General features: G+C 65.7%; 18 protein-coding genes. 16 read left to right on the top strand and 2 right to left on the bottom strand.

Annotated features, from left to right (window positions below; all coding sequences use genetic code 11):
• The first annotated feature begins 1 nt into the window (after position 1).
• The 16 genes from aroB (at position 2) to ACTSLZ_RS08510 (ending at position 18,101) form a co-directional block, all read left to right on the top strand.
• On the top strand, positions 2-1,102 hold the full coding sequence (aroB, locus tag ACTSLZ_RS08585; RefSeq protein WP_443094724.1) for a 3-dehydroquinate synthase: 1,101 nt from the start codon (positions 2-4) through the stop codon (positions 1,100-1,102).
• Positions 1,103-1,191: 89 nt separating this feature from the next.
• The gene (gene efp, locus ACTSLZ_RS08580) at positions 1,192-1,755 is read left to right on the top strand and encodes an elongation factor P (protein ID WP_129314434.1); all 564 of its coding nucleotides are present in this window, start codon (positions 1,192-1,194) and stop codon (positions 1,753-1,755) included.
• Positions 1,752-2,165, top strand: coding sequence for a transcription antitermination factor NusB (gene nusB / locus ACTSLZ_RS08575; protein WP_129314433.1), 414 nt, complete (start codon positions 1,752-1,754; stop codon positions 2,163-2,165). Before efp ends, nusB begins: the two co-directional genes overlap by 4 nt.
• Positions 2,166-2,524: 359 nt before the next feature.
• Positions 2,525-3,229 (top strand): bifunctional pyr operon transcriptional regulator/uracil phosphoribosyltransferase PyrR, encoded by a 705-nt coding sequence (pyrR, locus tag ACTSLZ_RS08570; protein WP_443094723.1) that lies wholly within the window; start codon positions 2,525-2,527, stop codon positions 3,227-3,229.
• The gene (locus ACTSLZ_RS08565; RefSeq protein ID WP_443094722.1) at positions 3,226-4,221 is read left to right on the top strand and encodes an aspartate carbamoyltransferase catalytic subunit; all 996 of its coding nucleotides are present in this window, start codon (positions 3,226-3,228) and stop codon (positions 4,219-4,221) included. The genes pyrR and ACTSLZ_RS08565 overlap by 4 nt, the downstream gene beginning before the upstream one ends.
• Complete coding sequence (locus ACTSLZ_RS08560; protein WP_443094721.1) at positions 4,218-5,540, top strand: dihydroorotase; 1,323 nt, start codon at positions 4,218-4,220, stop codon at positions 5,538-5,540. Before ACTSLZ_RS08565 ends, ACTSLZ_RS08560 begins: the two co-directional genes overlap by 4 nt.
• 6 nt (positions 5,541-5,546) lie before the next feature.
• A complete protein-coding gene (locus ACTSLZ_RS08555) occupies positions 5,547-6,044 on the top strand; it encodes a PH-like domain-containing protein (RefSeq protein WP_443094720.1) in 498 nt (165 codons plus the stop codon).
• 97 nt (positions 6,045-6,141) lie between these two features.
• A complete protein-coding gene (gene carA / locus ACTSLZ_RS08550; RefSeq protein WP_129314429.1) occupies positions 6,142-7,329 on the top strand; it encodes a glutamine-hydrolyzing carbamoyl-phosphate synthase small subunit in 1,188 nt (395 codons plus the stop codon).
• Positions 7,330-7,333: 4 nt separating this feature from the next.
• Positions 7,334-10,651, top strand: a complete 3,318-nt coding sequence (gene carB / locus ACTSLZ_RS08545) for a carbamoyl-phosphate synthase large subunit (protein WP_443094719.1) — start codon at positions 7,334-7,336, stop codon at positions 10,649-10,651.
• A complete protein-coding gene (gene pyrF / locus ACTSLZ_RS08540) occupies positions 10,651-11,523 on the top strand; it encodes an orotidine-5'-phosphate decarboxylase (protein ID WP_443094718.1) in 873 nt (290 codons plus the stop codon). Before carB ends, pyrF begins: the two co-directional genes overlap by 1 nt.
• 321 nt (positions 11,524-11,844) lie before the next feature.
• Complete coding sequence (gene mihF / locus ACTSLZ_RS08535; protein WP_129314426.1) at positions 11,845-12,159, top strand: integration host factor, actinobacterial type; 315 nt, start codon at positions 11,845-11,847, stop codon at positions 12,157-12,159.
• A gap of 4 nt (positions 12,160-12,163) precedes the next feature.
• Entirely contained in the window at positions 12,164-12,748 is a 585-nt protein-coding gene (gmk, locus tag ACTSLZ_RS08530) for a guanylate kinase (RefSeq protein WP_238692281.1), read from the top strand.
• 220 nt (positions 12,749-12,968) lie between these two features.
• On the top strand, positions 12,969-13,388 hold the full coding sequence (gene rpoZ / locus ACTSLZ_RS08525; protein WP_443094717.1) for a DNA-directed RNA polymerase subunit omega: 420 nt from the start codon (positions 12,969-12,971) through the stop codon (positions 13,386-13,388).
• A gap of 57 nt (positions 13,389-13,445) precedes the next feature.
• Positions 13,446-14,735 (top strand): bifunctional phosphopantothenoylcysteine decarboxylase/phosphopantothenate--cysteine ligase CoaBC, encoded by a 1,290-nt coding sequence (gene coaBC, locus ACTSLZ_RS08520; RefSeq protein WP_129314423.1) that lies wholly within the window; start codon positions 13,446-13,448, stop codon positions 14,733-14,735.
• A 4-nt stretch (positions 14,736-14,739) separates the two neighbouring features.
• The gene (gene metK, locus ACTSLZ_RS08515) at positions 14,740-15,942 is read left to right on the top strand and encodes a methionine adenosyltransferase (RefSeq protein ID WP_178979855.1); all 1,203 of its coding nucleotides are present in this window, start codon (positions 14,740-14,742) and stop codon (positions 15,940-15,942) included.
• Positions 15,943-15,944: 2 nt separating this feature from the next.
• Positions 15,945-18,101: a primosomal protein N' gene (locus ACTSLZ_RS08510; protein WP_443094716.1), complete on the top strand. Its 2,157-nt coding sequence runs from the start codon at positions 15,945-15,947 to the stop codon at positions 18,099-18,101.
• Between the two features lie 6 nt (positions 18,102-18,107).
• Here ACTSLZ_RS08510 and ACTSLZ_RS08505 read toward each other — a convergent pair whose 3' ends face one another.
• Together ACTSLZ_RS08505 and ACTSLZ_RS08500 are read right to left on the bottom strand one after the other, a co-directional pair.
• Positions 18,108-19,199: a glycosyltransferase family 4 protein gene (locus ACTSLZ_RS08505; protein WP_443096121.1), complete on the bottom strand. Its 1,092-nt coding sequence runs from the start codon at positions 19,197-19,199 to the stop codon at positions 18,108-18,110.
• Positions 19,200-19,225: 26 nt separating this feature from the next.
• Positions 19,226-20,224, bottom strand: a complete 999-nt coding sequence (locus tag ACTSLZ_RS08500; RefSeq protein WP_443094715.1) for an alpha/beta fold hydrolase — start codon at positions 20,222-20,224, stop codon at positions 19,226-19,228.
• Positions 20,225-20,332 lie beyond the last annotated feature (108 nt).

Raw genomic sequence — 20,332 nt, 5'->3', positions numbered from 1 at the left:
CATGGCCGACGAGCCAACAGAGGCAACGCGCATCGCCGTGACGGGCAAGCAGCCGTCGGAGAACTACGAGGTCCACGTGGGCCACGACCTGCTCGGCAGCCTGCCCGAGATCCTGGGACCCAGAGTCCAACGGGTGCTCGTGATCCACCCGCGCGCCCTGCGTTCCACCGGCGAATTGGTGATGAACGACCTGAAGGCCGCGGGCCTCGAGTCCTTCAGCGCCGAAATCCCCGACGCGGAGGAGGGAAAACATGTTCAGGTCGCCGCCTTCTGCTGGCAGGTTCTCGGCCAGAACGACTTCACCCGGTCGGACGCCATCATCTCTGTGGGCGGTGGGGCCGTCACGGACGTCGCCGGATTCGTCGCCGCGACCTGGCTGCGTGGCGTCCGCGTGGTGCACATCCCGACCACGCTGCTGGGGATGGTCGACGCCGCCGTCGGGGGCAAGACCGGGATCAACACCGCGGAGGGCAAGAACCTGGTCGGGTCCTTCCACCCGCCCGCGGCCGTCCTGTGCGACATTCGGACCCTGCGGACCCTGCCGGTCAACGAGCTCGTCACCGGTCTCGCGGAAGTCATCAAGTGCGGGTTCATCGCCGACCCAGAGATCCTCGATCTGATCGAGGCCCGACCGGACAAGGTCCAGGATTCCCAATCGGCACTGATCCGGGAACTGATCGAGCGGTCGATCAGGGTCAAGGCGGAGGTCGTCTCCGAGGACCTCAAGGAGTCGGGTCGACGCGAGTTCCTCAACTACGGTCACACGTTGGGGCACGCCATCGAGCTGAACGAGCGGTACCAGTGGCGCCACGGGGCGGCGGTTTCCGTGGGTATGATGTTCGCCGCAGAGCTCTCCAGCGCGGCGGGGAACCTTCCCTACGACGTCGTCGACCGCACGCGCTCGATCCTGGAGAAGGTCGGGCTGCCCACGACCTACCGCGGAGACCAGTGGAAGAAGCTGTTGGACGGAATGCACCGGGACAAGAAGGCACGGGGAAACCTCCTGAGGTTCGTGGTGCTGGACCGAATCGGGGCGCCGCGGATCATGGAGGTCCCTGACGAGTCCATCCTCTTCGCGACGTATCAGGAGATTGCTTCCTGAACCGCCTCTCGACAGGGCGTTACAATAATTAGCGATTCATTTTTCAGGGTGCACGCGCGCCGTCGGAAAACATGCCAGAAGGAGTGTTCGTGGCAACGACCAACGACATCAAGAACGGGACCATCCTCAAGCTGGACGGAAACCTCTGGGGCGTCATCGAGTTCCAGCACGTCAAGCCGGGCAAGGGCGGTGCCTTCGTGCGCACCAAGTTGCGCAACGTGAACAGCGGCAAGGTGGTCGACAAGACGTTCAACGCCGGTTCGAAGGTCGATGTCACCACGGTGGACCGTTCGGAGTACCAGTACCTCTACCAGGACGGTGCCGACTACGTCTTCATGGACAACAAGACCTACGACCAGATCACCGTCCCGGGAAGCGTGGTCGGGGATTCGGCGAACTTCATGCTGGAGAACCAGACCGTGACCGTGGCGCTCCACGAGGGCGAGCCCCTGTACATCGAGTTGCCGCCGTCGGTGGTCCTCGAGATCACCTACACTGAGCCGGGCCTCCAGGGCGACCGGTCGACCGGTGGCAGCAAGCCTGCGACCCTGGAAACCGGCGCGACCATCCAGGTTCCCCTGTTCGTGGACCAGGGCACCAAGGTCAAGGTCGACACCCGCTCCGGCGACTACCTGGGGCGCGTCAACGAGTGAACTCGAGAACGAAGGCGCGTGTTCGCGCCCTGGAAGTATTGTTCGAGGCGGAGTCGCGCGGTCAGGACACGCTTGAGGTCCTGCACCGGCGCCGTCTCCATACCTCCGCGCTGATTACGGACTACTCCGAGCGCATCGTTCGGGGCGTCGTCGAGCGCGATGAGGAGATCCGCGAGTACGTGGAAACGTATTCGAAGGGGTGGACGATGGACCGCATGCCGGCCGTCGACCGTGCGATCCTTCGGCTGGGTGCCTGGGAGTTGCTGTACAACGACGACATCCCCGACGCCGTCGCCGTCTCCGAAGCCACGGGGATGGCACGGACCCACTCGACCGACGACTCACCGCGATTCATCAACGGGGTCCTCGGCCGGCTGCAGAAGGTCAAGCCGACCTTGCTGACGGACTGAGTCTTCGGCCCGAACCGATGGGGGTTGTGCCCTCGACACGGCCTCCGGGTCGGGACACATCAGAGCGTGACGACGCCGCTGGACGAACATCCGGCGGCGTCTTCGTACGCCCGGGCGGCGTTCTCTCCGCCGAAGTGGCAATTTTGAGCGGAAAATGGCCCAAAAAGTGCACAAAATCGCCACTTCGCGGGGGAAAATGCGCCACTTCGAGGGGGAGGGAGACTGCGCCGTCACGGCCGCTACACAATTCGACCCGAAGCCGAAGGCCGCACCTGCCCTGTGGTAATTTTGGGCGCAGATGAGAACATCTTGCTGACCTTTAAATTCCGTCCCGTGAGGCGGGGAAGGAGGCAAACGCGATGACCGAAATCTCACGCCGTCACGGCAGCCCTCATCACAGGGTTTCCGAGAACGCGCGCGTCATTCTGGATTCTGCGGATGTCAACCGGGTTCTGACCCGTATTGCCCATGAGATCGTCGAAGCCAACAAGGGCACCCAGGACTTGGTCCTGTTGGGCATTCCGCGGAGGGGCTATCCTCTGGCCCAGCGCATTGCCCAGAAGATCGCCTCGACCGAAGCGCATTTCGACCCCGAATCGTGTCTCGGGCAGCTCGACATCACCATGTATCGGGACGACCTTCGACGCAACACGTCCCGCACGCCGCAACCGACGCGAATTCCCGCGGGCGGAATCGACGGGAAGAACGTCGTGCTCGTCGACGACGTCCTCTACTCGGGCCGGACCATTCGGGCCGCCCTCGATGCCCTCGGCGACTTCGGAAGACCCGAGGTGGTCCGTTTGGCCGTCCTGGCCGATCGTGGACACCGTCAGCTTCCGATTCGCGCCGACCACGTCGGAAAGAACCTCCCCACCTCCCAGAACGAATCCGTTCAGGTATTCCTCCGCGAAACCGATGAGCCCGTTGCCCTCGCCGCGGGCGACGCCGACCGCGATCTCGGCGACTGCGTTCTTCTGGTCCCCGCCGCATCGGGGGCAGACGCCGTCGACGCCGGAAAGCAAGAGACCACCGGCAACGACGCCGAAGGGACGGTCGAATCATGAAGCATCTCCTGGACACCAGGGACTTGAGCCTCGAGGAAGCCGTCCAGGTCCTGGACACCGCGGATTCGATGGCCGAGGTCGGAACTCGGGAGGTCAAGAAGCTTCCCGCCCTGCGCGGTCGGACCGTGGTCAATCTGTTCTTCGAGGACTCGACACGGACCCGGATCTCGTTCGAGACCGCCGAGAAGCGGTTGTCCGCCGACGTCATCAACTTCGCCGCGAAGGGCTCCTCGGTATCGAAGGGCGAGTCCCTCAAGGACACCGCGCAGACCCTCGAGGCGATCAACGCCGATGCGATCGTGATCCGGCACCCGGCCTCGGGCGCGCCGGCGCGGCTCGCATCGAGCGGCTGGATCTCGTCCCCGGTCATCAACGCGGGTGACGGCACGCACGCACACCCCACACAGGCGCTGCTGGACGCGATGACCTTGCGCCAGCACAGGTCCCGCCTCGACGGGCGGCCGACCCAAGGCTCCGATCTTCGGGGCATGCGGGTCGCCCTGGTCGGAGACGTTCTGCATTCCCGGGTGGCCAGGTCCAACGTGTGGTTGCAGTCCCTGCTCGGAGCCCACGTGACCCTCGTGTCGCCCCCGACTCTGCTGCCCGTGGGCATCGAGGACTGGCCCGTGGAGGTCCGATACAGCCTGGACGAGGCCATGGCCCAGGAGCTGGATGCGATCATGATGCTTCGCATCCAGCGGGAGAGGATGCACGCGGCGTTCTTCCCGTCGTCGGAGGAGTACGCGCGGCTCTGGGGCCTGACCCCTGAGCGACTCGCCCTCCTCGATTCACGAGGCGCCGAAACCGCCATCCTGCACCCGGGCCCGATGAACCGTGGGCTCGAGATCAGCTCCGCCGCCGCGGATTCCCCGCGATCCCTGGTCCTGGACCAGGTCACCAACGGGGTCTCGGTCCGCATGTCCGTTCTCTACCACCTGATGACCGGTCCGCAGGAGCAGGACCGGATCCCGGCACTCCAAAGGACATCATGAGCAATCAGAAATATCTCATCCGCGGCGCAAGCCTGCTCGGAGAGGACACCGCAGACATCCTTGTGGCGGACGGAACCATTGCCCGCGTCGGGCAGGGGATCGAGGCGGACGGCGCGGACGTCGTCGAGGCCCAGGGGCTCGTTGCCCTGCCCGGCCTGGTGGACGTCCACACGCATCTGAGGGAACCCGGACGTGAGGACGCCGAGACCGTGGAGACCGGAACCCGTGCGGCTGCTGCCGGCGGGTACACCGCCGTGTGCGCCATGGCCAACTCCAACCCGGTCGCGGACACGGCCGGACTCGTCGAACAGGTCTGGGAGCTCGGACGCCAGGCGGGATGGGCAGACGTCCATCCGATCGGGGCCGTGACCGTGGGGCTCGAGGGAGAGAGGCTCTCCGAGATCGGGGCCATGGCCGACTCCCGCGCCGCAGTCCGCATGTTCTCCGACGACGGCAAGTGCGTCCACAACGCCGTGCTCATGCGTCGCGCGCTCGAGTACGTCAAGACCTTCGACGGCGTCGTCGCCCAGCACGCCCAGGAACCGCTGCTGACCGACGGCGCCCAGATGAACGAGGGCAGCGTCTCGGCGAATTTGGGACTGGCAGGGTGGCCGGCCGTGGCCGAAGAGGCCATCATCGCCAGGGACGTGCTGCTGGCCCAGCACGTGGGTTCGCGGGTGCACATCTGTCACGTCTCGACCCAGGGCTCCGTGGAGATCATCCGTTGGGCCAAGCAACGAGGCGTGGATGTCACCGCGGAGGTCACGCCCCACCACTTGCTCCTGACCGACGAGTCCGTCCGCAGTTACGACCCCGTCTACAAGGTCAATCCGCCGTTGCGGACCCGGGAGGACGTCGAGGCCCTGCGCGACGCCGTGGCCGACGGAACCATCGACGTCGTCGGAACCGACCACGCCCCGCACCCGGTGGAAGCCAAAGAATGCGAGTGGGCGTGCGCCGCGATGGGCATGACCGGCCTGGAGACCGCGCTGTCCATCGTCCAGCAGACCCTCGTCGAGACGGGCCGGATCGGTTGGGGCGACGTCGCCCGCATCATGTCCACGGAACCCGCACGGATCGCGCGCATCGATGACCAGGGCCGACCTCTGGCCGAGGGGGAACCCGCAAACATCGTCCTGGTGGACCCGGCGGCCCATCGCGTGGTCGAACCCGAGAAGCACCAGTCGAAGGGACGCAATTCGCCGTACCGTTCGCTGGAGATCCCGGGCGCGGTCCAGGCCACGTTCTTCAAGGGCCATCCGACCGTGCTCGACGGTCACATCAACACGCCTCGGGCGCTCGAAGCCCAGGCAGACTAGGAACTCATGTCCACCAATCATCTGCTGACCCTCATCTCGTCGCTGGTCCTCGCGGGTCTCGTTCTCGTGCTGATCGTCGTGGGGTGGAGGTCACGCGCCCGACGCCAATCGGACATACCGGACATCCCCGAGGTTCCGCGCGAGCTGGACGGAGAGACTGCCGATTTCGCGTGCGACGTCCAGTACGTGTGCACCACCACGGCGGGGGACTGGCTCGACCGGATCGCGGTCCATGGCCTGGGCATGAAGGCCAACGGACAGGCCATGGTTTATCCGACCGGCTTGATCGTGACCAGGGACGGAGCTCAGGACCTCTGGATTCCCGGCGAAGGCATCGAGGTGATCCGACGCGAATCCGGGATGGCCGGGAAGTTCGTGGAGAAGGGCGGACTTGCGGTCGTCTCCTGGCGACTGGGCGGTCGACTGGTCGACACCGGGCTCCGAACGCGAACCGGTTCGGACACCCCCGCCCTGATCGAGAAGCTGCGCGAGATCGCGCCTTAGGCCGGAGACGAGCTCCCCGCCTCCACAGACACTCAGGCCCCAGCGGGCCAGCACGATTCGTCGGACGCGTCCGCCGAAGAACAGAGGAAGTGAATTCATGACCAACGCATACAGAACATCCGAACGGGCGCTGCTGGTCCTGGAGGACGGCACGGTGTTCCGCGGCCGGTCCTACGGGGCCGTCGGCGAATCGCTGGGTGAGGCCGTTTTCTCTACCGGCATGACCGGATACCAGGAAACCCTCACGGACCCCTCCTACGCGGGCCAGATCGTCGTCCAGACCGCACCGCACATCGGCAATACGGGCGTCAACGCCGACGACGCCGAGTCGCGCCGCATCTGGGTCAGCGGTTACGTGGTGCGCGATGCCGCCCGCCTGCCCTCGAACTGGCGTTCCGAGAAGTCCTTGGACGAAGAACTTGCCGAGCAGAACATTGTCGGGATCCAGGGCATCGACACCCGGGCGCTGACTCGTCACCTGCGCAGCGCCGGAGCGATGCGGTCGGGCATCTTCACAGGTGAGGCGGCCGAGGCCCCGGAGTCCGACCTGCTGGAACGGGTCCGTCAGTCCTCCCCGATGCAGGGACAGCGCCTGGCGGACCAGGTCACGGCGGAGAACACCCTGACCATTGAGCCGGCGGACCACGGGTGGGACGGCGAGGTCCTCGGGACGTTGGTCGCCGTCGACCTCGGCATCAAGTCGATGACGCCCCGACGTTTCGCCGAGCGAGGCATCCGCGTGCACGTGGTCCCCGCGAACACCACGCTCGAGCAGATCAAGCAGCTCGGTCCGGACGGGGCGTTCTTCTCGAACGGGCCGGGGGACCCGGAGACGGCCACGGATCAGGTCGAGGTTCTGCGCGGCATCCTGCGCGCGGGAATCCCGTTCTTCGGGATCTGCTTCGGCAACCAGCTGCTGGGCCGGGCCCTGGGCTTCGGCACCTACAAACTGCCCTTCGGGCACCGGGGTATCAACCAACCGGTGCTCGACCGGTCGACGGGGCGGGTCGAGATCACCGCGCAGAATCACGGATTCGCGGTGGACGCGCCGTTGGACGGACCGGTGACCGCACCCGAGTCGGAATTCGGCCGGGTCGAGGTTTCGCACGTCGGGTTGAACGACGACGTCGTCGAAGGCCTTCGCTGCCTCGACATCCCCGCGTTCTCCGTCCAGTACCACCCGGAGGCCGCGGCCGGACCGCACGACGCCGCCTACCTGTTCGACCGTTTCATCGAACTCATGACCTCAACCGATTCGGCCGCACGCCAGAAAGCAGGAAAGTAACTCTATGCCTCGTCGTCAAGATCTCAAGAGCGTCCTGGTCATCGGTTCGGGCCCGATCGTCATCGGCCAGGCCGCGGAATTCGACTACTCCGGGACGCAGGCGCTGCGGGTGCTCAAGGAAGAGGGCATCCGGGTCATTCTGGTGAACTCGAATCCGGCAACCATCATGACCGACCCCGAGTTCGCGGATGCGACCTACATCGAGCCGATCACGCCGGACACCATCGAACGCATCATCGATCGTGAGCGGCCCGACGCCGTCCTGCCGACCCTGGGCGGTCAGACGGCGCTGAACGCCGCGATCGCCCTGGACGACCGCGGAACCCTCGCCAAGCACAACGTCGAGCTCATCGGCGCCAACATCGCGGCCATCAATCTCGGTGAGGACCGCGAGGCGTTCAAGGGCGTCGTCGAACGCTGCGGTGCCGAGTCGGCACGGTCGGAAATCGTCCACTCGATGGATGAGGCCTTGGCCGCCGCGGAGAAGCTGGGCTACCCCATGGTCGTCCGGCCCTCGTTCACGATGGGTGGCCTGGGCTCCGGAATGGCCTACAACGAGGAAGACCTGCACCGCATCGCCGGCGCCGGGATCCAGTACAGCCCGACCTCCGAGGTCCTGCTCGAGGAGTCGATCCTCGGGTGGAAGGAATACGAGCTCGAGATGATGCGGGACAAGAACGACAACGTGGTGGTCGTCTGTTCGATCGAGAACTTCGACCCGGTGGGCGTCCACACGGGCGATTCGATCACGGTTGCGCCCGCGCTCACGCTGACGGATCGTGAGTACCAGAAGATGCGCGACGTCGCGATCGCCGTGATCCGCGAGGTCGGCGTGGACACGGGCGGCTGCAACATCCAGTTCGCCGTGGACCCGAAGACCGGACGCGTGGTCGTGATCGAGATGAATCCTCGCGTGTCCCGGTCCTCGGCGCTGGCCTCCAAGGCGACGGGCTTCCCGATCGCCAAGATCGCCACCAAACTCTCGCTCGGCTACACCCTGGACGAGATCCCGAACGACATCACGCGGAAGACCCCGGCGTCCTTCGAGCCGACGCTCGACTACGTGGTCGTCAAGGTTCCGCGGTTCGCGTTCGAGAAGTTCCCGGCGGCCGACCCGACGCTGACCACCACCATGAAATCGGTGGGCGAAGCCATGGCGCTCGGCAGGAACTTCACCGAAGCGCTCCAGAAGGCCTTGCGGTCCCTGGAACAGAAGAACAGCACGTTCTCCTTCGCGCACGACCGCCTCGAGCCTTCGGCCCTGCGAGAGCTGGTCGAGGCGACCAAGACGCCGACCACGGAGCGCCTGCACCAGGTGCGCCGCGCGCTGGCCGCCGGCGCCACGATCGACGAGATGTACGATGCCACCGGTATCGACCCGTGGTTCCTGGATCAGCTCCAGTTGATCAACGAGGTCGCGGACGAGGTCCGCAATGACACGAACCTGACCAAGGAGACCCTGGAGCTCGCGAAGCGCCACGGTTTCTCGGATGAGCAGATTGCCGAGCTGACCCACAGTCGCGAAGACGTGGTCCGCGGCGTCCGCCACGCCCTCGGGGTCCGTCCCGTGTTCAAGACGGTGGACACCTGCGCCGCGGAGTTCGAGGCCTTCACCCCGTACCATTACTCCTCCTACGACCAGGAGGACGAGGTGGCCCCGCACGAGGGCAAGTCGATCATGATTCTCGGGTCCGGCCCGAACAGGATCGGCCAGGGCATCGAGTTCGACTACTCGTGCGTGCACGCCTCGATGGTTCTGCGCGACGCCGGTTACGAGACGGTCATGGTCAACTGCAACCCCGAGACCGTCTCGACCGACTACGACGTCTCGACTCGCCTGTACTTCGAGCCCCTGACCCTGGAGGACGTCCTCGAGGTCATCGACTCGGAGCGCCGCACCGGCGGATTGCTGGGCGTTTTTGTGCAACTGGGCGGGCAGACGCCGCTCAAACTTGCGCGCGAGCTCAAGGAGGCCGGCGTCCCGATTCTGGGTACTTCGCCGGAGGCCATCGACCTGGCGGAGGACCGCGGCGAGTTCTCCCAGGTCCTCGCGGACGCGGGACTCATGACCCCGAAGAACGGAACGGCCTCGACCTTCACCGACGCCAAGGTGATCGCGGACGAGATCGGTTACCCGGTTCTGGTCCGGCCGTCGTACGTCCTCGGCGGTCGGGGCATGGAAATCGTCTACGACGAAGAGAACCTGGCCCGTTATCTGTCCAACGCCACCGAGGTGTCTCCCTCTCAGCCCGCGCTGATCGACAAGTTCCTCGAGGACGCCATCGAGATCGACGTCGACGCCCTGTTCGACGGGAACGAGCTGTACATGGGCGGCATCATGGAGCACATCGAGGAGGCCGGCATCCACTCCGGCGACTCGGCCTGCACCTTGCCGCCCGTGACGCTCAGTCCCTCCGTGCTCGAACGTGTCCGTGAAGCGACCCTGGGCATTGCGCAGGGCGTCGGAGTGCGGGGGCTCATCAACATCCAGTTCGCGGTCGCCTCGAACGTTCTGTACGTGATCGAAGCGAACCCTCGTGCCTCCCGGACGGTCCCGTTCGTCTCCAAGGCGACCGGCGTCCAGCTGGCCAAGGCGGCGGCCCTGATCGGTACGGGGGAGACCATCGAGTCCCTCAAGGCCTCCGGCCACCTGCCGACTCACATGGACGGCGCGAGGCTGCCCGAGGAGACCGCTATTGCGGTCAAGGAAGCCGTTCTGCCCTTCAACCGATTCCGGACCCATTCGGGGGCGGCCGTGGACTCGCTCCTGGGCCCGGAGATGCGGTCGACCGGCGAGGTCATGGGCCTGCACGCGTTCTTCGACACCGCCTTCGCGAAGGCACAGGCATCGGTCGGCAACGTGCTCCCCACGGAAGGTCGCGTGTTCGTGACCGTCGCGGACAGGGACAAGCGCGCGGCCATCGTGTACGTCAAGATGCTTCAGGAGCTCGGCTTCGAAATCATCACGACCGGCGGAACCGCGCAGGTCATGAGGCGGAACGGCATCCAGTGCACCGTGGTCCCCAAACTTCGTGACGCGAAGGAGGGCGAGCGGAGCATCGTCGACATGATCACCGACGGTGAGATCGCGCTGATCTTCAACACCCCGTCCGGCGCCGGCGAGGCACGCGGAGACGGGTACGAGATCCGCGCGGCCGCGACCAGCATCGGGTGCCCGCTCATGACCACGATCTCCGAGTTCGGCGCCACGATCCAGTCCATCGATGCACAGCGCCGTCACTCCTGGGACGTGATGAGCCTGCAGGATCACGAGGCGACGTTGTCCGCGGCTGCCGCGGCCGAACGTGAGGCCCAGCAGTGATGGGCACGGCATCTCCTGCCGGAGACCGCCTGTACCTGGCCATGCGGGAGAAGGGTCCCCTGTGCGTCGGGATCGATCCGCACCCGGGGCTCCTGGACGCCTGGGGGCTGGCGGACGACGTCGGAGGGCTCGAAACCTTCGCCCTGACGGTCATGGACGCGATCGGGGGAGAGGTCGCCTCGGTCAAACCTCAGGTCGCCTTGTTCGAACGGCACGGCGCTGCTGGACTCGGTGTCCTGGAGCAAGTGATTGCCCGGGGCAAGGACTCGGGGACACAAGTCGTGTGCGACGCCAAGCGTGGGGACATCGGGTCGACGATGGCCGCATACGCTGACGCCTGGTTGTCCGAGCGATCCGGCCTGGCGGGGGACGCGGTCACCCTGAGCCCGTATCTCGGGTTCGGTTCATTGTCGCCCGCGCTGGACGCCGCCGCGGAGCACGGTCGGGGGACCTTCGTCCTCGCGCTGACCTCCAATCCGGAAGGTGCCGGCGTGCAGCACCGGGGCGGACAGGACTCCGTGGCGAAGTCGGTCGTCGACCAGGCGGCCGCGGAGAACGGGCGACATGAGTGGACCCATGCGGGCCCCTGCGGCCTGGTCGTCGGTGCAACCGTCGGGCCGGCCCTGGATGCCCTGGGAATTTCCCTCGCGAACTTCAACGGCCTGATCCTGGCTCCCGGGTACGGAGCACAGGGGGCCACGGCCGACGACCTCGCACGGGTATTCAACGGTGCGGGCGATAGGGTCGTGGTCGCGAATTCACGTGGCGTACTGCGCCACGGCCCGGATCCAGACGCTTTGTCCTCCGCCGCGCGACGGTGCAACGAAGAGCTGATCCAGGCCCTGGGCCAGGAGGCCGGAAGTTCGAGCTGAGAATCACCGATTACCGGTCGGTACAAGACCCCGGGAACTTATCAATACACATTGATGTGTTCCCGGGGTCTGCCAAATCTTTTGCAGAAATGATCGCCTTTGGTCGCCGTGCAACCGGGGGCAGGCCCGTCACGCGGGAAGGCCCAACGGTGCCTCGGACTATCTCCCACAATGTGACGTCCGGAATTCTGGAACATTCTGTCCTCGACCATGGATTGACTGGTCTCGAAGGCTACTCTGAGGTAATTTAAGGGCTGTATCCACGAGGATTGAGTGGGGGACCTCGATTATTGCCTCGTAGAACTAGGAGAGGAAGTAACTATGGCTCTGCGCCCTCTGACCGACGAAGAACGCGCCGCGGCCCGCGAAAAGGCCAAGCAGTCTCGCCAGGCACGTGCCGATGCCAAATTGGCCCTTAAAAATCGAAAGATCACCGTGAGCGAGTTTCTCGATCGAGCGGATGCGGACGAGGCTTTGCAACGCATCCGTGTCGAGGATATGTTGAAGTCCATCCCGAGCATCGGGGAGATCCGGGCAGCGGCGATCATGAGGGAACTCAGGATCGCTCCCAGCAGGCGTCTTCGTGGCTTGGGAGCCCACCAACGCAGAAATCTCATCGAACATCTCGAAGGGTAATCCAGTGACAGAGACCCAGTCCCCGCATTTGACCGTACTCGCCGGGCCGACGGCCGTGGGGAAGGGGACGGTCTCTGCATACATCCGGGATCACTACCCCGAGGTGTGGCTCTCAGTATCCGCAACAACCAGGGATCCTCGACCGGGTGAACAGGACGGCGTCCACTACTACTTCGTCTCGGACGAAGAGTTCGACTCCATGGTGGAAAACCGCCAGATGCTCGAGTGGGCCAAGGTTCACAACAATCACCGGTACGGGACCATGAAGACGATGGTCGAGGATGCCCTGGCTGCCGGCCGGCACGTCCTGTTGGAGATCGACATCCAGGGGGCACGTCAGGTTCGGAACGCCATGCCGGAGGCCCAGATGGTTTTCCTGGCACCGCCGAGCTGGGAAGAACTGGTGCGCCGTCTGCAGACTCGCGGCACCGAAACCGACACCGAGCAACGTGTTCGCCTGGACACCGCGAAGGAAGAGCTGGGGGCAGAACCGGAATTCGATCAGACGGTCATCAACGAAACCGTCGAACAGGCCGCGAGCGAACTCGTGGACATCATGGGGATTGTCCAGCAACCCACCGAGGTGTGAGAGGGGGGGGCGGGGCGGCGTCGCAGGCATCGGGCGGCCCTCGAGGAACGGTGAGATGTCGGACAAAGGGCGATTGACCTCCTCGGGAGCGTGCTTTCGCCCGTCCTCGGCTGTACCATGGTGTATTAGTTTTGCCCGGTGGCTCCATTGAGCGTGAGCACCGGAAGAACGCCTGGCTTGCAGAGCCGGCGGTATTCAATCAACGTCACGGGAGAATTTCTTGGCACTTTCCGAACACGAAGGCATCATCGATCCCTCGGTGGATTCGCTCCTCGAGAAGACCGATTCCAAGTACGGCCTGGTCATCTTCGGCGCCCGCCGGGCCCGTCAGATCAATGCGTACTATGCCCAGCTCCAGGAAGGGCTCTTTGAGCACGTCGGGCCGCTCGTCGACACCGCGGTGAACGAGAAGTCCCTGTCGATCGCCATGCGTGAGATCGAAGAGGATGTCCTCGAGGCCCACCAGGTCGAAGGCGGCCGGTACAACGAGAACGGCCAGTTGATCCACGACGACGAGCCCGTCGCCGATTTCTTCGGCTCGGACATTTTCGCGACCGAGGGCGAGGCCTCGGACCCGTTCGTCGAGTTCAGCTCGAACGCATCGGAAGAGTCCGCCACGCCGGATGACGACGCCGAGTAATCCACAGCGTCACCCGTGGTGACCGCGTGGTTCCCGCCTGACCGTTAGACTGGGGCCGTGCGAGTAATTTTGGGAATTGGTGGAGGCATCGCGGCCTACAAGGCCGCGATGCTTCTGCGTTTGTTCAGCGAGGACGGTCACGACGTCGTGGCCATGCCCACACGGTCCGCCCTCGAGTTCGTGGGCGCCCCCACGTGGGAGGCCCTGTCCGGATCGCCCGTGCGGACCACCGTGTTCGAGGACGTCGAGTCGGTCAATCACGTGCGCCAGGGCGAAGAGGCTGACATGATCGTCGTCGCCCCAGCGACCGCCGACCTCATGGCCAGGGTCGCCTCCGGCCGGGCGGATGATTTGCTGACCGCGACCATCCTGACCGCGCGCTGTCCCGTGGTCTTCGCTCCTGCGATGCATACCCAGATGTGGGAGAACCCGGCGACCGTCAGGAATGTCGGCCTGCTGCGCGACTACGGGTACACCGTGATCGAACCAGCCGTCGGCCGGCTCACGGGCCGAGACAGCGGGGCGGGGCGTCTGCCCGAGCCCGCCGAAATCCATCGTCGAGCCATGGCGGCCCACGCGGACCACCGTGAGAACGAGACGGAACCGGCGGACCTTACGGGCAAGAAAATTGTGGTCACGGCCGGCGGAACGCGCGAAGCCCTGGACCCGGTGCGCTACCTGGGAAACCGTTCCTCGGGGAAACAGGGCCTCGCCATCGCACTGGCCGCGGCGGACCGCGGAGCGGACGTCCACCTGATTCTCGCCCACACGGAGGTTCCGGACCCGGACGAGACGGAGAAGCTTCGGATTTCTCGTGTGTCGTCGGCCTTGGAGCTCCTTGAGGCCACGGAAAGGGCCGCGATTGAGGACCGTGCTGATGTCGTGGTCATGACGGCCGCCGTCGCAGACTTCCGCCCCCGTGATCTGTCGGAAACCAAGATCAAGAAGGATCCCGAGGCCCAGGACGCACCCACGATCGATTTGGTGCGCAACCCGGACATTCTCAAGACCTTGGTCAGGAAGAAATCCGAGGGGAAGCACCAGGCGTTCCTGGTCGGGTTCGCCGCCGAGACCGGGTCGCCGGAGCAGTCCGTGGCCGAACTCGGGCGGCTGAAACTCGAGTCCAAGGGTTGCGATGTATTGGTCGTCAACGAGGTCGGTACGGACCTCGTGTTCGGGAAGGACCGGACCGCGGCCACACTGCTGACCCGTGGTGCCGAACCCGGTGAGGAATCCGAAGTCAGAGGCACCAAAGCGGACCTCGCGCGTCGCCTGATGACACGTATCGCGTCACACTTCAACATTCCGCCGCAGTCGTCCAACGAGAGTATCGAACGAGTAGAGTAGCCGAGTGACTTCCAACGACCATCAGCATCTTCGCCTGTTCACTTCAGAATCTGTGACCGAGGGCCATCCGGACAAGATCTGCGACCAGATTTCCGACTCGATCCTGGACGCATTGCTGGCCAGTGACCCGTTGGCGAACGTCGCCGTCGAAACCATGGTGACCACTGGTCAGGTCATGGTCGCGGGCGAGGTCACCACCACGGCGTACGTCGAAATCCCGAAGATCGTGCGTGACACCATCCTGGACATCGGTTACGACAACTCGACGCGAGGATTCGACGGCGATTTCTGCGGAGTGTCTGTATCGATCGGGGAGCAGTCGCCCGACATCAACTCCGGCGTGTACACGTCCCTGGAACAACGGACCGGCGTCGCCGAAGACGAACTGGACCGCCAGGGTGCGGGAGACCAGGGCATCATGTTCGGCTACGCGACGAATGAGACCGAAGCCCTGATGCCGGCACCCATCTGGATCGCGCATCGCCTGTCGGAACGACTCACCAAAATCCGCAAGGACGGTGTCCTGCCGGGTCTGCGACCCGATGGCAAGACCCAGGTGACACTCGGATACGACGGCCACACGCCGGTCTCGGTGGACACCGTGGTTCTCTCGACGCAGCACGACGAAAAATACGCGCTCAAGGACCTCCAGCAGGAGGTCCAGCGGTTCGTGATCGACCCGGTGCTCGAGGATCTCGACCTGGACACGCGGTCCGCAGACTTCATCGTGAATCCCGCGGGCCAGTTCGTCCAGGGCGGACCGGTGGGTGACGCTGGATTGACCGGACGCAAGATCATTGTGGACACCTACGGCGGCATGTCGCGACACGGTGGTGGGGCGTTCTCCGGCAAGGACCCGTCCAAGGTCGACCGTTCGGCCGCCTACGCGATGCGCTGGATCGCCAAGAACGTGGTCGCGGCCGGTCTCGCGGACCGCGCGGAAGTCCAGGTCGCCTACGCGATCGGGCGCGCACGTCCCGTCGGCCTCTACGTGGAAACCTTCGGTACCCACCACGAGGACCCGGTTCGCATCGAGAAGGCCATCAACGAGGTCTTCGACCTCCGGCCACTGGCCATCATCAACGACCTGGATTTGCGTCGTCCGATCTACGCCAAGACCGCGGCCCACGGCCACTTCGGTCGTGACGAGCCCGAATTCACGTGGGAGCGGACCGACCGGGCCGAGGCCCTGCGGGCCGCCCTGTAGTCATGACCGACCATCCCGACGGCGTCCTTCCGGGGCTGGAAGGATGGGAACCGCGTGAGAAGGACGCCGACCAGCTCGGTGCGGTGCCCGTCGCGGAGGACAAGCCCGTGGCCCGGGTCGCGATCGATACCCGGGTTCCTCACCTGGATCGTCTCTTCGACTACTCCGTTCCCGCGCATCTGGGAGAATCCGCACACCCAGGGGTGCGGGTGCGCGTTGCCTTTCACGGTCGAGAGACCGTTGCCTGGCTCGTCGAACGGGTGGACCGCACCGAATCTCCCGTCCAACTGCAGCCTCTTCGCGGGGTCGTCTCACCCGTGCGCGCTCTGGCACCGGAAATCTGGTCCCTGGCCCAGGCGGTCGCCGCGCGGTACGCCGGGCTCAATTCCGACGTCTTGAGGTTGGCGGTGCCGCCGCGCGCCGCACGCGCCGAGAAACAGTACGAGCGCGACGTCCTGGGCCTGGGCCGGGCCGCAGAGACTCCGAAGGAGGACGGGGCACCGGCGCAGGAGCAATCCGTCCCCGAGCCGACCCCCATCCCGGATCCCTCATGGTCTCCCGAGGGCGAAGAACAGTCGGACGGTTGGGAACTCTACGAGGGAGGGCCCGAGACACTCCGACTCCAGAGCGACCCAGCGGGGCCGATCGTAAGACGCGTCGTCTCCGTCGCGCCGTCGGCGGAGCAGGATTGGGCCACCCTGATGGCCCGCGCGTGTGCCGCAACGGTTTCCGGCGGGAAGCGGGCGGTCGTCGTCGTCCCCGACAATCCGGCCCTGGACCTGCTCGAAGCGGCGATGAACCGGTATCTTGACGCGGACCGGATCGCGCGTCTGAGCAACAGCGCCGGCCTCGCCGCCCGCTACGGATCCTTCTTGAAGGGACTGTCCGGGCAGGCCTGGGTCGTCATCGGAACCCGCTCGGCGGCCTTCGCACCGGTCCCGAATCTTGGGCTCGTCGCCTGCTTCGACGACGGAGACGAGAACCTCATCGAGCGGCAGGCACCGTACTGCCATGCGCGCGACGTCCTGCTGCTCAGGTCGCAGCTCCAGGAATGTTCCGCGATATTCATGGGTCACGCCGTGACCCCGGAAGCGCAGCGGCTCGTCCACACCCGGTGGGCCCGAGCCGTGGCCCCCAGCCGCGAGGCGCTCCGCAAGAATTCCCCGCTGATCCGTGCCACGTCGGACAGCTTCACCCGTGAACGGGACCCGATGGCCGCCATCGCCAGGATTCCGCATCTCGCGTATCAGGTGGCTCGGGAAGCGCTGCAATCGGGCCCGGTACTGGTCCAAGTCGCGCGCACTGGATACGCCCCGACTCTCGCGTGCCAGAGATGCCGCGCCTCGGCCCGCTGCCCCCACTGCATGGGCCCCCTCAGTCTTCACAAGGATTCGCGGTCCCAGGCGGTGTGCCGCTGGTGCCATCGGGGGGTTTCGCAATGGGCCTGTTCGGAATGCGGCAACGATTCCTGGCGGCTCACCACGGTGGGGGCGTTGCGCACCGCCGAAGAACTGGGACGTGCTTTCCCCCAGGTTCCGGTGGTCAATTCGAGCGGCGAGAACATCAAGGCCTCGGTCAGTGATCGTCCCGCCCTGGTCGTGGCCACGTCCGGTGCGGAACCGCGTGCCCAGGGCGGCTATCGGGCGGCGCTCTTGCTGGACGGGGACCGGATGCTCGCGCGCGATTCCCTGCGGGTTTCCGAGCAGGTTCTGCGGCGGTGGATGAACGCGAGCGCGCTCGTGGCCGACCGGGATTCGGGCGGTCAGGTGATCTGCACGGCCGAGGACTCGGCTGCACTCGGGGCTCTCGTCCGGTGGGATCCCGCGGGTTTTGCCGCCCGGGAAATGGCGGAGAGGCAGGAGTTGGGTCTTCCGCCCGCGGTGAGGACGGCGGCGATCACGGGGCCGAGGGTCGCCGTCGAAGAATTCGTCCGTTCCCTGAACCTGTCGGATGTGGGCGAGGCTCCCGCACTGCGCCTGATCGATCCCGTTCCGACGAGCGGCGACGACGAGGACGACGAATACCGCGCGATCATCTTCATGTCCTACGGACTGGCCCCACGGATCACGGAGCTCCTTCGTGGAACCCGGGCGGCATTTTCCGCGTCCAGAAAATACGAGCCCGTCCAGATCCGATGCGATGCATTGGATGTGCTCTGACGCCGTTCAGAGCGACTGGGCGAGTCCGATGAGTTCCCGTGCCGAGTCGTCCCAGCTGTATCGTGCGGCGTCGTCGAGCGCGCCGAGAGCCGCCGCTCGGTAGGTGTCCGGGTCTTCGAGGTTCCGAACGGCCTCCGCGAATTCTCCGGGTTGCGAGAAATCGATGTGAGCCGCGTTCGGGGCTATTTCGCGGAAAATCGGGATGTCGGAGACGATGCGGGCGGTTCCTTCCGCCGCGGCCTCCGCGAGAGGCAGCCCGTAGCCTTCCGCCGAACTGGCCGTCACCAGGGCGGTGCAGGTCCCGAGGAGACGCCGGTAGTCTTCGTCCGTGACGCCGTCGTGGAAGATCACCGAGGCCCCCTGGGGCACGATCGCCCGGAGCTCTTCCTTCCGGCGCGGGTCGTACCTCGAGAGCAGATGGAGCTCATAGTCGGGGAGGCGCTCCATGCCGCGGATCAGCAGGTCGACTCCCTTGTACGGCATCGCGGAACCCATGTAGACGAGGCTCTTGCGCCGGTGTGCCGCTCGGTCGAGGGCCTGCTCCCGGGTGACGCCGATCCCTCTCGGCGGAGCGTTGGGGATCACTGTGACCGGGCGGGTCGTCAGGTCGTGCTCCCGGATGAGTGATGCCGTCGTCCTGCTCACGGTCGCCACGGCGTCGGCCCGGTTGAGGAGCAGCCGCTGGGGCAGGTAGGACCGGTGGAACAAGCGCCAGCCGATTCGCACGGGCGCCGGAAGGAAACCGGGTGGTTCCGGGTGGTCGTAGTAGATGAGGTCGTGCAGGGTCAGGATCAGCTTGTACTTTCGGCCCCACGACCCCATCGACTGCATCGGAGAGAAGACGACGTCGGGCCGGAACCGGTTGACGGCGAGCGCGCTGAGCGGTTCCAGGGGGCCGGTGGGCGAGTAACCGCGCACGCTCGGAAGGGGCGGCAACTGGCCGAGTTGGGCGTCGTCACTCACGAGCATCGCGACCGCGAGGTCCGGATACTCGCCCGACTCGATGCAGCGAGCGAGGCTGTGCAGAAGGCTCGCCGTGTACCTGCTGATCCCGTCGTGGACGGGGCGAACGTAGCGGGCGTCCACGAGCAGGCGCAAACCTGCGCGGCCGGGATTCTGGTGCGTCATCGTGCGGCCTCCGGTCTCCGCGTGGTCGGGGACGAGCCGTTCTGGGCGAGTTCCAGCTCGTCGGCGAATCCGTCGATCATCGCCGCCGCCCTGCGCGGCGTCTCGTAGTGAATGAGATGGCCGACGTCAGGGATCACCTCAAGCCGGGCGTTCGGGAACGTGTGGGCGAGACTTTCCTGACCGGGAACGGACCCGAGATCGTCCTTTTCGGCAGCCACCAGGAGGGTCGGCACGGCGACTCGCGGGGCGGAGTCCCGAACGGTGTCCCGGATCGATGCCCTGTAGGCCTCGAGCACCACGGTGCGGGATGCGAAGCTGCCGAAATAGGCATCGTGCTGGCCGTTGATGAAGCGCCGCAACTCCGGGTCCTCGGTCTTCATCATGAGCAGCGAGGAAATCCGGGTCACGACGGACGATCTGACGAGCGCGTTGCCCCACCGGCCGGGGAGGGCAGCGCACACGCGGTAGAACGCGGCCGCGGCCAGGGAAGGGATCCGTGCGGAGGATTCCAGCGCGGGTTCGCAGATCGGATTGATCAGGGCCAGACCCGCCACGGGGGCTGGGCGTTGGGCGGCGACGGCGGCGGCAACCACGGACCCGAAGGAATGTCCGACCAGCACGACCGGGCGACTGCCGATCAGCTGCACAAGGTCGGAGACGACGTCGGCGTAGGCCGCGACATCGTGTTCACGTGTCGTGAGGGGCTCGGATTTTCCGAACCCGGGAAGGTCCGGGACCACGACGTCCCACCGCGAGGCCAGAGCCTCGGCGATCAGGGCGAGGCCGTGGTGGTCTCCGCGGAATCCGTGGACCATCAACATCACGGCGTCCTCGTCCCGGGAATCACGCCCCGTGTAGGTCCAGTAGCGCACGCGGGCGCCGTTGCTCGCGAATTCCGCCTCGTGGGGAAAAAGCCCGCCGACGGGTGTCTTCTCGAAGACTGTCGTGGGACGCGAGGGCGCCGGGGTCTGAGGAATTCTCCGGGAACGTGGCACGCTGGGGCTCCTGGGGTAGGGAAACGGTGCCCGCCGTAGGCACGGGCAACCGGTCATCACCTTACAAGCGAATCGGGCGGGGACGCGCCGACACGTTAGACTGTGAGC

The organism is Rothia koreensis (assembly GCF_052232265.1).
Taxonomy (GTDB): Bacteria; Actinomycetota; Actinomycetes; order Actinomycetales; family Micrococcaceae; genus Rothia; species Rothia koreensis.
This window is presented reverse-complemented; position numbering and strand designations above follow the sequence as displayed.